General features: G+C 47.8%; 10 protein-coding genes. 5 read left to right on the top strand and 5 right to left on the bottom strand.

Going from position 1 to position 13,414, the window contains the following annotated elements; genetic code table 11:
• The first annotated feature begins 111 nt into the window (after positions 1-111).
• Genes alaS through FVR03_RS08860 form a run of 3 tightly spaced genes read left to right on the top strand, consistent with a single transcriptional unit; the run spans position 112 to position 5,345 of the window.
• Positions 112-2,748 (top strand): alanine--tRNA ligase, encoded by a 2,637-nt coding sequence (gene alaS, locus FVR03_RS08870; RefSeq protein ID WP_147921392.1) that lies wholly within the window; start codon positions 112-114, stop codon positions 2,746-2,748.
• Between the two features lie 16 nt (positions 2,749-2,764).
• Positions 2,765-4,222 carry an Asp-tRNA(Asn)/Glu-tRNA(Gln) amidotransferase subunit GatB gene (gene gatB, locus FVR03_RS08865; protein ID WP_147921391.1) on the top strand — a complete coding sequence of 486 codons (1,458 nt, stop codon included), beginning with the start codon at positions 2,765-2,767 and terminating at the stop codon, positions 4,220-4,222.
• A 10-nt stretch (positions 4,223-4,232) separates the two neighbouring features.
• A complete protein-coding gene (locus tag FVR03_RS08860) occupies positions 4,233-5,345 on the top strand; it encodes a TlpA disulfide reductase family protein (RefSeq protein ID WP_147921390.1) in 1,113 nt (370 codons plus the stop codon).
• A gap of 334 nt (positions 5,346-5,679) precedes the next feature.
• Here FVR03_RS08860 and FVR03_RS08855 read toward each other — a convergent pair whose 3' ends face one another.
• The 3 genes from FVR03_RS08855 to FVR03_RS08845 form a co-directional block, all read right to left on the bottom strand.
• Positions 5,680-6,282 (bottom strand): hypothetical protein, encoded by a 603-nt coding sequence (locus FVR03_RS08855; RefSeq protein WP_147921389.1) that lies wholly within the window; start codon positions 6,280-6,282, stop codon positions 5,680-5,682.
• A 4-nt stretch (positions 6,283-6,286) separates the two neighbouring features.
• The gene (locus FVR03_RS08850; protein ID WP_147921388.1) at positions 6,287-6,811 is read right to left on the bottom strand and encodes an acyl-CoA thioesterase; all 525 of its coding nucleotides are present in this window, start codon (positions 6,809-6,811) and stop codon (positions 6,287-6,289) included.
• A 617-nt stretch (positions 6,812-7,428) separates the two neighbouring features.
• Positions 7,429-8,088: a protein-L-isoaspartate(D-aspartate) O-methyltransferase gene (locus FVR03_RS08845; protein ID WP_147921387.1), complete on the bottom strand. Its 660-nt coding sequence runs from the start codon at positions 8,086-8,088 to the stop codon at positions 7,429-7,431.
• A 590-nt stretch (positions 8,089-8,678) separates the two neighbouring features.
• On the opposite strand from FVR03_RS08845, the gene FVR03_RS08840 reads away from it, so the two are divergent.
• On the top strand, positions 8,679-9,263 hold the full coding sequence (locus tag FVR03_RS08840; RefSeq protein ID WP_147921386.1) for a riboflavin synthase: 585 nt from the start codon (positions 8,679-8,681) through the stop codon (positions 9,261-9,263).
• A gap of 123 nt (positions 9,264-9,386) precedes the next feature.
• Here FVR03_RS08840 and FVR03_RS08835 read toward each other — a convergent pair whose 3' ends face one another.
• Positions 9,387-9,977, bottom strand: coding sequence for a phosphatase PAP2 family protein (locus FVR03_RS08835; RefSeq protein ID WP_147921385.1), 591 nt, complete (start codon positions 9,975-9,977; stop codon positions 9,387-9,389).
• A 4-nt stretch (positions 9,978-9,981) separates the two neighbouring features.
• Positions 9,982-10,881, bottom strand: coding sequence for an oxygen-dependent coproporphyrinogen oxidase (hemF, locus tag FVR03_RS08830; protein WP_147921384.1), 900 nt, complete (start codon positions 10,879-10,881; stop codon positions 9,982-9,984).
• 391 nt (positions 10,882-11,272) lie between these two features.
• Here hemF and FVR03_RS08825 point away from each other — a divergent pair, with 391 nt between their 5' ends.
• On the top strand, positions 11,273-13,351 hold the full coding sequence (locus FVR03_RS08825; protein ID WP_147921383.1) for an alpha-ketoacid dehydrogenase subunit alpha/beta: 2,079 nt from the start codon (positions 11,273-11,275) through the stop codon (positions 13,349-13,351).
• Positions 13,352-13,414: the final 63 nt, after the last annotated feature.

Here is a 13,414-nt window from a genome sequence, read left to right as displayed (position 1 = left end):
TAAGCCGCAGCGGTCCGCCTGAAAAAGGATTTCTGTAAGGCAAAAATCAGATAATTTATTTTCTTAAACAACAAGTATAGCATTTAGTAGCTAAAGGCTTAATACTCATACATGAACTCAGCTGAGATAAGACAAAAGTTCCTGGATTTCTTTGTTTCCAAACAGCACCAGGTGGTGCCGTCGGCCCCGATTGTGGTAAAAGACGACCCTACGTTGATGTTTACCAACGCGGGCATGAACCAGTTTAAAGATTACTTTCTGGGCAACAAACCAGCGCCCTACAAGCGCGCAGCCGACACGCAGAAGTGCCTGCGGGTAAGCGGTAAGCACAATGACCTGGAGGAAGTAGGCTACGACACCTACCACCACACCATGTTCGAGATGCTGGGCAACTGGTCGTTTGGCGATTACTTTAAGAAAGAGGCACTCGAGTGGGCCTGGGAGCTACTAACGGAGGTGTACCAGCTGCCCAAAGACAGGCTCTACGTTTCTGTTTTTGAAGGCGACGAAAAAGAAAACCTGGGCAAAGACGAAGAAGCTTACGCTATCTGGAAATCCATGATCTCCGAAGACCGTATCTTGTTTGGTTCTAAAAAAGACAACTTCTGGGAGATGGGCGATACCGGCCCCTGCGGTCCCTGCTCCGAAATACACATAGACCTGCGCACCGAAGAAGAAATAGCACAGGTACCTGGCCGTGATTTAGTGAATAACGATCATCCGCAGGTGGTGGAAATCTGGAACAACGTGTTCATGGAGTTTAACCGACTGGCCGATGGCTCGCTGGTGAAACTGCCTGCACAACACGTAGATACCGGCATGGGCTTCGAGCGTTTGTGCATGGCCATACAGGGCAAGCGCTCTAATTACGATACCGATGTTTTTCAGCCGCTCATCCAGTTTGTAGCAAAAGAGGCAGGTGTAACTTATGGTGCTGAAGAGAAAACCGACATTGCCATACGCGTAATCTCTGACCACATCCGGGCTATTGCCTTTGCCATTGCTGACGGGCAGTTGCCTTCTAACAACAAGGCCGGTTACGTTATCCGGCGTATTCTGCGCCGGGCGGTGCGTTACGGTTTCACCTTCCTGAACTTTAAAAAGCCTTTCCTGTTTCGCCTTACAGAAGTGCTGGCTGAGCAACTGGCGCATGTGTTCCCAGAGCTGAAGCAGCAGTTGAGCTTCGTGCAGCGCGTGATCGAGGAAGAGGAAAACGCTTTCCTGCGCACGCTTGAGAACGGCCTGAAAAGACTGGATGGCCTGGAAGATAAATTCAGGAACAGCAACAGCACTATAGATGGCAAAACTGCCTTTGAACTGTACGATACCTTTGGCTTTCCGCTGGACCTGACTGCCCTGATTGCCCGTGAAAAAGGCTTGAAAGTAGACGAGGCCGGTTTTGAAGTTGAAATGGAGCAGCAGAAAAACCGCTCCCGCAATGCCTCCGCCTCCGAGCAAACCGATTGGGTTATTTTGCAGCCTGACGTAAGCACCGAGTTTATTGGATACGATTGCGAATCAGCTGACGCCCAAATTATTAGATACCGACAGGTAAAGACAAAAAGTAAAACAGAGTATCATCTTGTTTTAGATAAAACCCCTTTCTATGCTGAGAGTGGTGGCCAGGTAGGCGATACCGGTTATCTTATTTCAGATACAGAACAGGTGGAGGTGCTGGATACCAAAAAAGAAAACGACCTGATCCTGCACATCACCGCTAAACTGCCGCAGCAAGTAGATGCCGCTTTCAGAAGCGAAGTGAATGCAGAACGCCGGAATCTGATCCGTAAAAACCACTCCGCGACACACTTACTGCATGCTGCTTTAAGAAAAGTTTTGGGCGACCATGTGCAGCAGCGAGGCTCGCTTGTAAACGATAAAGTGCTGCGTTTCGACTTTTCGCATTTCGCCAAGGTGGAAGAGGCACAGCTGCGTGAAATTGAGCAGATTGTGAACGAACGCGTACGCCAGAGCATTCCGTTGGAAGAGCAACGTAATGTGCCCATTGCAGCAGCAAGGAATATGGGTGCCATGGCCTTGTTTGGTGAAAAATACGGCGAGTTCGTGCGTGTCATCGCCTTCGACAGAGAACATTCTGTTGAGCTTTGCGGTGGTATTCATGTGTTGAACACTGGCCATATAGGTTACTTCAAAATTGTTTCTGAAAGTTCTGTAGCGGCAGGTGTGCGCCGCATCGAAGCCGTTACAGCCACTGCTGCCGAAGAATTTGTGCAGCAGCAGGTAAACGAGCTGCAGGCAGTACGCGAGGTGCTAAGTACCCAAAGCAACGTGTCGGGAGCAGTGCTGAAGTTGCAGGAAGAGAACAAAGCCCTGCAAAAGCAACTGGAGCAGTTCGAGCTGAAGCAACTCAGCAGCCTGAAAGATACATTGGCAAGCCAGACACAAGAACTTGCCGGGGTTAACTTTGTGGCCGAGCAGGTAGAGGTAAGCAACGCAGATTACCTGAAGAAGCTAGCATTCGACCTGCGGCAGGTGGTAGATAATCTGGTGCTGGTGCTGGCCGCTGAAATAGACGGAAAACCACAGATTGCCGTTATGCTATCAGATAACCTAGTGGCCGATAAAAATCTTAACGCCAGCCAGTTAGTGCGTGAGTTGGCAAAAGAGATTAAAGGTGGCGGAGGTGGCCAGCCGTTTTATGCCACAGCAGGCGGTAAAGACGCTTCCGGCTTACAAGCCATACCTGCCAAAGCCTTAGAATTACTGAAGAAATCATTAAACAACTAATCTGTACCTTAAACAGATGGATGCAACCATAAGAGAAAAGTACCAAGTAGTAATCGGTTTAGAAGTTCACGCACAGTTGCTGACGGAGAGTAAAGCCTATTCTTCCGACTCGGCAGAGTTTGGTATGATGCCAAACACCAACCTGAGTGTTATTACCCTGGCGCACCCGGGCACACTGCCCCGCATCAACAAAAGGGTAGTAGAAATGGCCGTTAAAATGGGCCTTGCCACGAACTGCGAAATTACACGCTATAATGTGTACGCCCGCAAAAACTATTTTTACCCGGATCTCCCAAAAGGCTACCAGCTGACACAGGATAAAACTCCGATTTGTACAGGTGGGCACCTGGTTGTAAAGAATGCAGAAGGCAACGACAGTCGCATTGGTATTACCCGTATTCACATGGAAGAAGATGCCGGTAAATCGATGCACTTACCTGGCGAAGTCGAAACGCTGGTGGATTATAACCGTGCCGGTGTGCCGCTCATCGAAATTGTGTCGGAACCGGACATGCGCGATTCTACAGAGGCTTACAATTACCTGCAGGAGGTGCGTCGGCTGGTACGTTACCTCGAAATATGCGACGGGAACATGGAAGAAGGCTCCTTCCGTTGCGATGCCAACGTATCGGTGATGCTGAAAGGCGCTGACAAGTTCGGGATGAAGGTGGAAGTGAAGAATATGAACTCCTTCCGGAACGTGCAACGTGCCATTGAGCACGAGGTGGAGCGCCAGATAGAGATAATAGAAGCTGGCGGAACCGTAGTAGGTGAAACCCGCGGCTTTGATGCGAATACCGGCACTACCTCCAGCCAGCGTACAAAAGAAACCATGAACGACTACCGTTACTTCCCGGAGCCGGACCTGCCACCGCTCATCATCGAGAAGGAATGGCTGAACCGGATAAAGGAGACAATGCCAAGTCTGCCACAGGTGCTGTATAACCGTTTCGTAAATGAATTTGGCCTGCCCGAGTACGATGCCAGCGTGCTAACAGACACTAAAGAGGTAGCGCTTTACTTTGAGGAACTGTGCAAACATACTGCTAATTATAAAGCTGCTTCTAACTGGGTAATGGGTCCGGTAAAATCTTACCTGAACGAGCTGCAGCTGCACATGAACGATTTCCCGTTGCAGCCGCAAACTATTGCCGACCTTATTGCCCTCATAGACAGTAACAAAGTGAGCCATTCGGTTGCTTCTAAGAAGATTTACCCTTACCTGCTTGAGAACCCAGGTAAAACACCGCACCAGGTGGCGGAAGAACAGAATCTGCTGCAGGAATCGGATAGCAGTTCGCTCCAACAAGTGGTGGCAGAGGTGCTGGCCGAAAACCCTAAGAAAGTAGCGGAGTACAAAGCCGGAAAACAATCGTTGGTGGGCATGTTCATGGGGGAGATCATGAAAAAAACCAAAGGTAAAGCCGATCCGAAAGTGGCAAACAAATTGCTGCGTGACGGCTTAAATGCTTAACTAAGAAAGAATGAGAATCAGAAAACTTTTAGTGTTTGCTTCGGCAGTTGCCTTGTTTGGCGCCTGCCAGGGAAATAAGCCTGCATCCAACGGTGGCAACGCCTACGTTATAAAAGGTAAACTGCAGAATGCCACCGAAGGAAATGTGTACCTGTTCGAGCTTGGCGAAACGCAGTTCGTTGCCCGCGATACATCTGCCATTGCTCAGGATGGTACTTTCCGGTTCGAAGGCTCCGTTTCGGAACCGACTTTTTACAGAGTAGGAATGGATCAGCAGAACGGCCTGATGCTGGTGCTGGAGAACAAAGACATTGAGGTTGAAGCAGACGCTACCAACATGGCGACCACAGCGAAAGTAGATGGATCTGAAGATTCGAAGCTGTTGCAGCAGTGGTTCCAGTTGAATGAGGAACTGAAGCAGAAAGAGGAAGCGCTATCACCGCGCTTTAACGATGCCATGGCAGCAGGCGATGAAGCTGCCGTAACGGCAGTGCGCGAAGAATACCTGGGCTACCGCAAAAAACTTCGCGATTTTATAGCTCAGAATCCGGGATCGCTGGCCTCCGTTTTCGGTATTCTCAGCTTCGTGAACCCAATCGAGGAATTTGCCTTTGCCGACAGTATGGTAACCCTGTACTCGCAGCAACTGCCTGATTCTAAATACACTGCCATGCTCAACAAGCAGCTGGAAGGGCTCCGTAGTACTGCAGTTGGTGCAATGGCGCCCGATTTTGCCTTACCTACGCCAGAAGGTGGTTCTTTAGCACTGTCGACTTTAAGAGGAAAATATGTGCTGATCGATTTCTGGGCATCGTGGTGCGGCCCTTGCCGCCAGGAAAACCCGAACGTGGTGCGCATGTACAATGCCTACAAAGATAAAGGCTTCGAGATTTTCGGTGTATCGCTCGACCAGTCGCGCGACAAATGGTTAGCTGCCATCGAAAAAGATAAACTTACCTGGCCACATGTTTCCGACCTGAAAGGTTGGGAGAGTAGTGCTGCTCAATTATACAAAGTAAACTCTATTCCGCAAACCATCTTGATTGATAAAGAAGGAAAGATTATTGCCAAAGGCCTGAGAGGCGCGGAACTGGAAGCGAAATTAGCTAGTCTTTTAAATTAGAAGAAAGAGAACCTATTAAGGAGCCCTTGCCAATCAGGTAAGGGCTTTTTTTATGATTAGGTTATAGAGACCAAATGGCTATTTGTACCATTTAGTAATAATTCTTATTCAACATTTCTGATTCAGTTCTAGTCACTCTACCATACTGCAATAGTTTCATAGGCGAAAGGCATCAGCACATAACAGAAGCTGACGGAACAGATTTCACACCAAACCCTAATTATCTTCCTAAACCCTCTAAAAAGCTACAGCAAGAACGAATTATTCTAATGAAAATGGCCTCCGGAGAAAAAATAAGCAAATTTATGCCAAGGGTAGAATAAGAGGAAAAGGATTAAAGGAATACCTGCCGAAGCGCGTTCCAGAGGAGTTTTTTTTGTTCAGGATCTTTGTCGAGCACTGCCAGCGACTGCGAGAAAATTATCGGCACCTGATCTACGACCACCGGGTTATAAAGCGTAAACTTGGCGTGAGGCAAGGCAGTGTCGAGGCGACTGGCAAAACTGATGATGTGATTTACATCTAGTACCTGTGTCAGATCCTCGAAAAGAGCGGTGGTACCTGAAATGTTGTTTACAAAGGCCACATCATGAGGGCCTAGGCCAATGGCAGCCAGTATCTTGTTCAAAAAGCCCAATTGCGGTAAAGTCTGAAAAGTAGCATCTGGCAAGGTAACCAATACAGCCACACCTTTACGGTTTTCTCCAATTACATCGAACTTTTTAGGGGCAGCGGCTTTTTCTGAAGGGGCAGAAACTACTGCAGGGGTAGAGGTTGTGCTACTAGGGGAAGCAGTTGTAAGAACAACGGGTGGCACAGGCTCTGCAGCAGGTTCTTCAGTTTGCCGAAACAGTTGCTCCCCCGGCACCACATACATGGTTTCGGAGAAGAAATGCTTCAGAAAAACCGAATTTATATCTTCTGCGGCAAGTGCCATAAACTTAATCTTCTTTAATATCGAAAATTGATTTTAATTCAACGGCATCGCTAGGTTTCATACGGCCGGCAAGCACAAGGCGCAACTGTCGGCGACGGAGAGCTCCATCAAAATGCTTCAGTTCCTCTTCCGACTCCGGAATAGCCTCCGGCACATCAATAGGGTTACCTAGTTGGTCTACAGCCACAAACGTGAAGAACGCCTGGTTCGACAGAAACTTTTTGCCACTCGGAATGTCTTCTGCGTAAACCTCGATATGAACTTCCATAGATGAGTTAAAGGCACGTGTTACCTTTGCCTCCAGTGTCACAACGTTTCCTAACCGAATTGTTTCGGAAAAAGAAACATTATCTACCGATGCTGTTACCACAATCCTGTTAGAGAATTTTTGAGCGGAGATAGCTGACACAATATCCATCCAATGCATCATGCGGCCGCCCATCAGGTTATTCAGGGTGTTGGTGTCGTTGGGAAGCACCAACTCCGTCATGATCACGTACGAGTCTTTAACTTTTTTCTGTTTACGCATACTATTTTCGTATTTATACAAATATAGTCTTCAAACCGCAAACCATAAAACTTAAATTAACGACTGGGTATGAAATAACAGGGTCTTGTGCCCATTATTAACTAAATTCTGAAGAATATCCCTTAGAAGCTCCTGTTGCCAGACCTTAAAAAGTACCTGTAGCCAGAATTCTGACTCCTGAAGCATAATAGGTACAAATGGTAGTTCTTAAAACAGCCAGCTCCCTGCAAGTATCCTGATTTTCAGTTCTATAAATTTTTAACTTGGGAAAGAAGCAATGGCAAGGCTTAAAACTAGCCATAACATTTGGCATAGCTGATATTGTAGCTGCTGAAAATTTGGTTCTCACTTCGAATTTTGTAGATCCAGAAGTTGAATGAATACACTTTTCTACTTTGTTGATCAGTTTTTACTTGAATAATGAGATATTCAAACAGGCTGATTTTTAGATAGGTGTTGTGTTAGACTTGGTTAACCAATTTTTCTAATAGAAATAGCCTTCAGAAGAGATTTTACCTAATTAGAGTCAAGGGGCCTGTACCTGTACAAGCACCAGATCCTCATCCTGACGTAAGCATTTTTTTAAAAATTGACCTACTTTTTATTTCCAGGTAGTATTAATCAGTAGTTTCCCAGCCAGATTTACCTAAGAGCGGCACGAACTTGAAATCAGAGAATTCTTCTTTTGTAAAGTCGTTTTCGCCGGTGCGGGTAATGCGGAGCATCTTCTGCAGTTTCTCGTCGCCTACCGGAATAACCAGTATGCCACCAATTGCTAATTGCCGCACCAGGCTTCTGGGAACACCGGGTGCACCTGCCGTTACAATTATTTTGTCATACGGAGCGTGGCGTGGCAGCCCTTCAGAACCATCGCCATGGAACGTGTGCGGGTTTAGTTGGTACATTCTGAAAAACCTGCGGGCTTTTTCGTAGAGCACACGGTTAAACTCGATGGTATAAACATGGGGCGTAAGCTGCAGCAGCACCCAGCACTGGTAGCCGGAGCCGGTACCTATTTCGAGTACTTTGTCGGTTGGCCTGAGGTTTAGCAGCTCCGTCTGGAACGCTACTGTGTAAGGTTGCGAAATGGTTTGTCCTTCGCCGATCGGAAAGGCTTTGTCTTCGTAGGCTTGCTCCAGAAAAGCTTTTTCGAAAAAGAAATGCCGCGGAACAGCCTCTATGGCAGCCAGCACCTGCTCGCTCCTGATTCCTTTTGCCCGCAGCACCTTTACAAGTGCCCGGCGCATGCCTTTGTGTCTGTATAAATCTACTTCCATCTTTCCTTATGTTCTCCTGCTTGTGGTCTGCCAAATTAAAAATTGGGTTCATTAAGCTAAATCAGCAGTTTTCTTTATTTTGCTGATTTAGCTTACCTCTGTACTAGTGCTCCTCCAAGTTAGTTCTTAGAAAATCGAGGTCTCTGCGTTGCATGTTCAATGCGGCCAGAGGCCCCGGAATAATCGTCACGAGCGAGGACGCTCGCGCCATCATAATTTTAAATTTCTAATTTTTAATTTGGCGAAGCACTAGTTCATTTACCCACTTCAAGGTTGTTTGTCAAAAGTTCGTCTAGGTCTAAACCGCCGCCATTAACATAAACGCAAACACCTATTATTTAAATACTTGCCTGTACAATACACTACTTGTGTTCCGTTACTTATACGTATTCTGGGTAGGTTTAAGCTTCTGTTAAAACAATAGCTGGTAGGGTTTATAGTACCGCAATGCCACTACCCGATTTCTGCGAAAATAAAGAACCATCTTGAATAAAAATAAACTAATTGTAAATCAGTTGCTGCTGCTTAACCCGAAGAAGCCTTTTATTCGCCTCAATTTCTTACTTTTAGTCATTCAAAAAAGACACATTATGTTTACAGGAATAATTGAAGCAACAGGAAAAGTAGAAGCCATTCGTGCCGAAAACACAAACAAGCACTTTACCATTTCCTGCCCCTTTACCGCCGAGCTGCAGATAGACCAGAGCGTAGCCCACAACGGCATTTGCATGACGGTTGTAGGTATAACAGACCACAATTACACAGTTACCGCCATCGATGAGACACTGAAAAAGACAAACCTGAACTCGCTCCAGGAAGGTGACATCGTGAACCTGGAGCGTTGCATGCAGGCAAATGGCCGCTTCGATGGGCATGTGGTGCAGGGGCATGTAGACCAGACCGGCGTGTGCGAATCGGTTACCGACGAAAATGGCAGCTGGCTTTTCACCTTCCGCTACGACACCGCTTCCGGCAATGTAACTGTAGAGAAAGGCTCCATCTGTGTAAACGGCATCAGCCTGACAGTGGTGAACTCGCAGCTCGACCGTTTTTCTGTGGCTATTATTCCCTATACTTACGAGCACACCAACCTGCAGCACGTAAAACCAGGCGACACCGTGAACCTGGAATTCGATATTATTGGCAAATACGTGAAAAGGCTGCTGGGGCAGTAACACCTTAAACCCTTGACCCTAAAAGCCTGATTTTCCTTTGGAAGGCTGTTTTAGTTAGAATAATTTAGTAACAAAGGCTGCTCCTAGGCTTTGCACGGACTAAAGTCTCAGGAGCAGCTAACACTAGTGCTGCTGAAGCTGCCCCTGGCGCAGCGACGGGTAATAAAACAAAATGTAGCGGTACCCGACGGAGCAGGCAAAAGCCAGGATAGAACCTAACAAAGCACCGCCAATAATGTCGCCGGGGTAATGTACGCCCAGGTATACACGGCTGTACGACACTACCACAGCCCACACTACCAGCACGATCTTAAAAATAAAGTACCTGTCGGAGAGGATTAGGTTGAAGAAAACGGCCAGGGCAAAACCTGTGGAGGCATGCGACGACATAAACCCAAACTGTCCGCCACAGCCTTGCACAATGTTCACCAGCCCCTCCAGCTCCGGTTCGTAACAGGGCCGCAGGCGCGCGAAAAACGGCTTCAGAATACCTGATGCTATGAAATCGGCCAGGCCAATAGCTACCACGCATAAGGCCAGCATCGGGATGCTCTGTTTGCGGTACCGGTAAATAATGTAAGCGACCAGCAGGACGTAAAAAGGAATCCAGACATACTTGTTCGATACAAATATCATGATGGCATCCCAGAAAGGGTTGTGCTGGCTGTTGAGCGAAATAAATAGCTCCTGGTCAAACTTCTCTAACTCCTCCATGTAACTACAAAACGTGTATCCAGTCGATATCTTTTTTCAGGTAAGCCTGTATTGCTGCTTCCGGGCTGCCTGCTGCCGGTTGGTGGTTATATTCCCAGGATGCGTATTTCGGAAGGCTCATCAGAATCGATTCGATGCGGCCTCCGGTTGCCAGCCCGAATTTTGTGCCACGGTCATACACCAGGTTAAACTCCACATACCGGCCTCTTCTGATAAGCTGCCACTGTTTCTGTTGCTCGTTATAAGGCAGGTTACGGTTCTGGTTCATAATGGAGGTGTAGAATGGCGCAAAGGCGCGTGCCACATCTTTCACAAAAGCAAAACGCTCTTCAATAGTTATTTCGTCAGTGGCCATTAACCTGTCGAAAAATATGCCGCCAACACCACGCGTCTCCTGCCGGTGCACATTATAAAAGTAGTCGTCGGCCCACTTTTTGAAGTCGGTGTAATAGGAGGGATGGTGCTTATCACAAACGGCTTTCATGGCTCTATGGAAGTCCTGCGCCTGTTGCAGGTTGAGGTAAATGGGAGTCAGGTCGATGCCTCCGCCAAACCAGGCTTTACCGTTACCAGCCTCGAAATAGCGCACGTTCATGTGTGTAATAGGTACCATAGGGCTGTGCGGGTGCAGCACCACCGAAACGCCTGTGGCAAAAAAAGCAGGATCGGGCATTTCGAGCATCTTCAGGAAGGCTGGCGACAGCTGCCCCTGCACTGCCGAAAAGTTAACGCCGCCTTTCTCCAGCACATGCCCCTGCTGAATTACCCGCGATTCACCGCCGCCACCCTCGGCATGCTTCCACACATCTGCCTGAAAGGCAGCGCCGCCATCGCAGGTTTCTAAAGCCTGGCACAACTCATTTTGAAATTGCCTGAAAAATGCTTCAACTTCTTCTCTGAACATAGGTATAAAGTATTATTTTTGGGTAAAACCAAGGCTATTCTTAAAATTCCGTAGTTATAATTACTTAATTAAACTGCTGGAACAGATACTCAAGAATAGTAAGTCACTATGCTGGGTATTCTGAGGTATAGAATTTAAATGTAGACTTTGGTGTCAACCTTTTTTCGGTTTAATGGTTGAGATTATACATAGAACAGGCAAAATTAAGGATTAATGCCAGTACTGCCGAACCCGATTTAATTTAACAGGAAGATTTTTATGCTGCTGCTACTAAACTTTAGTTGAAATTCATTTGCCGCAAGCGAATTTTAAGTAAGACCTTTTAGCGCGTAGAAATAAATTGATTTCCCTGATATCCAAAAAATTTGTTACTGAAGAGACCAGTCTGCATATGCAACGAGAAACGATGGAGGCCCTGAAGATAGAGCTGGCACTACTAAAGAAAGCGTACCGCCTGATGGTTACTGCCAAAACAATGGGCGAGACCTACGAAGAAGAAAGAGCAATTTGCAGTAAATATGTGCATAGCACCTCCCGCGGACACGAAGCCATTCAGCTTGCCACCGCATTTCAGCTGAAACCGATAGACTTTGTAGCACCCTATTACCGCGACGAATCGTTGATGCTGGGCCTTGGCATAAAACCCTATGAGTTGATGCTGCAGCTGATGGCAAAAGGCGACGATCCTTTTGCTGGTGGCCGCACCTATTACGGACATCCGGCGCTGAAACAGGAAGGTTTCCCTACCATCCCGCATCAAAGTTCTGCCACGGGCATGCAGGCCATTCCGGCCACAGGAATGGCACACGGGTTGGCCTACCTCGAATCGCAGGGGCTGCTGCAAGGCGAGGAGAAGCCGGTGGTGCTGTGTTCTATTGGCGATGGCGCCGTAACAGAAGGAGAAGTATCGGAAGCCTGGCAAATGGCTGTGCTCAAGCAGCTGCCCATCGTGTACCTGGTGCAGGATAATGAGTGGGGCATTTCGGCTAAAGGCAAGGAAATGCGGGCGATGGATGCCTACGAATATGCAGCCGGTTTTAAAGGAATGGAGCGCCTCCGGGTAGATGGCTCTGATTTTGCCGAATCGTATGAAGGTATGCGCGTGGCGTTTGAATATGCCCGCCAGCTCCGGAAACCGATATTGGTTCATGCCCGCTGCCCGTTGCTTAACCACCACACCTCCGGGGTCCGGAAGGAGTGGTACCGCGGCAACAGCCTGCAGGAAGAGGCTGTTCGCGATCCGCTGCCAAAGCTCCGGCAGTTACTTTTAGATGCTGACGTAACAGTAGCCGAAGTAGAAGAACTGGAGAGGCAGGCCATTGCGCTGGTGCAGCAGGATTTTGGCAGAGCCCTGCAGGCATCTCAGCCCGATACAAATACCTTCGACCACCATATTTTTGCTCCAACACCTGTTGTAGACGAAAGAGGCAACAGAAGCCCGGCCAAAGCTGAAAAAATAACTATGGTTGATGCTGCGCTTCATGCCGTAGATGATATTTTAAGAACATACCCCGAAGCTATTTTCTACGGACAGGATGTAGGCGGTGAGTTAGGAGGCGTATTCAGGGAGGCTGCTTTGCTTGCAAAAAAATACGGCGATGCCCGTGTGTTCAACACACCTATTCAGGAAGCCTACATTATAGGTTCTACGGCAGGCATGTCGGCTGTGGGTGTAAAAGCCATCGTGGAGATTCAGTTTGCCGATTATATCTGGGCTGGCATGAACCAGCTGGTAGTAGAACTCTCAAAAAGCTGCTACTTAACAAACGGCAAATTTCCGGTGCAGTCCCTGATCCGGGTGCCGATTGGTGCTTACGGTGGCGGTGGTCCTTACCATTCGGGCAGTATCGAATCTACGTTGCTGAACATCCGGGGTATAAAGGTGGTTTACCCATCTAATGCCGCAGACATGAAGGGGCTGATGAAAGCTGCTTTTCTGGATCCTAACCCGGTGGTGATGCTGGAGCACAAAGGCCTTTACTGGTCAAAAGTGCCAGGAACCGAAGATGCCCGTACCACAGAACCTGCAGAAGATTACATATTGCCTTTAGGAGTAGCTCATGTGGTGCAGCAGGCCAAAGAGGAGCAGCTACAGGCCGGAAACAGCTTAACTGTAATAACTTATGGTATGGGCGTTTACTGGGCAAAAACCGCTTCAGAACAATTCAAAGGCTGTGTTGAGATTCTGGACCTTCGAACGCTTAATCCAATCGATTTTGACGCTGTAGTGGCATCGGTGAAACGACATGGTAAAGCCCTGGTGCTGACAGAGGAGCCACTTTTAAATTCCTTTGCAGAATCGCTGGCAGGCCGCATATCGAAAACCTGTTTCCAGCAGCTGGATGCACCTGTGTTTACACTTGGCGCCGCTAACTTACCTGCGCTTCCGCTGAATGTAGAGCTGGAGCGAATGGTGCTGCCAAATGCCAGCAAGGTAGCCTTAGCCATGCAAGAGCTGCTGGCCTATTAACGCGAGTTTTGGGTTTAATTAATTGTGAATCAGTAGTTAAGACACAAAAAACAAGACAGCGCC

This window comes from Pontibacter qinzhouensis, assembly GCF_008017455.1.
GTDB lineage: Bacteria > Bacteroidota > Bacteroidia > Cytophagales > Hymenobacteraceae > Pontibacter > Pontibacter qinzhouensis.
Note: the sequence above shows the minus strand (reverse complement) of the source record. Positions and strands in the feature narration are given on the sequence as shown.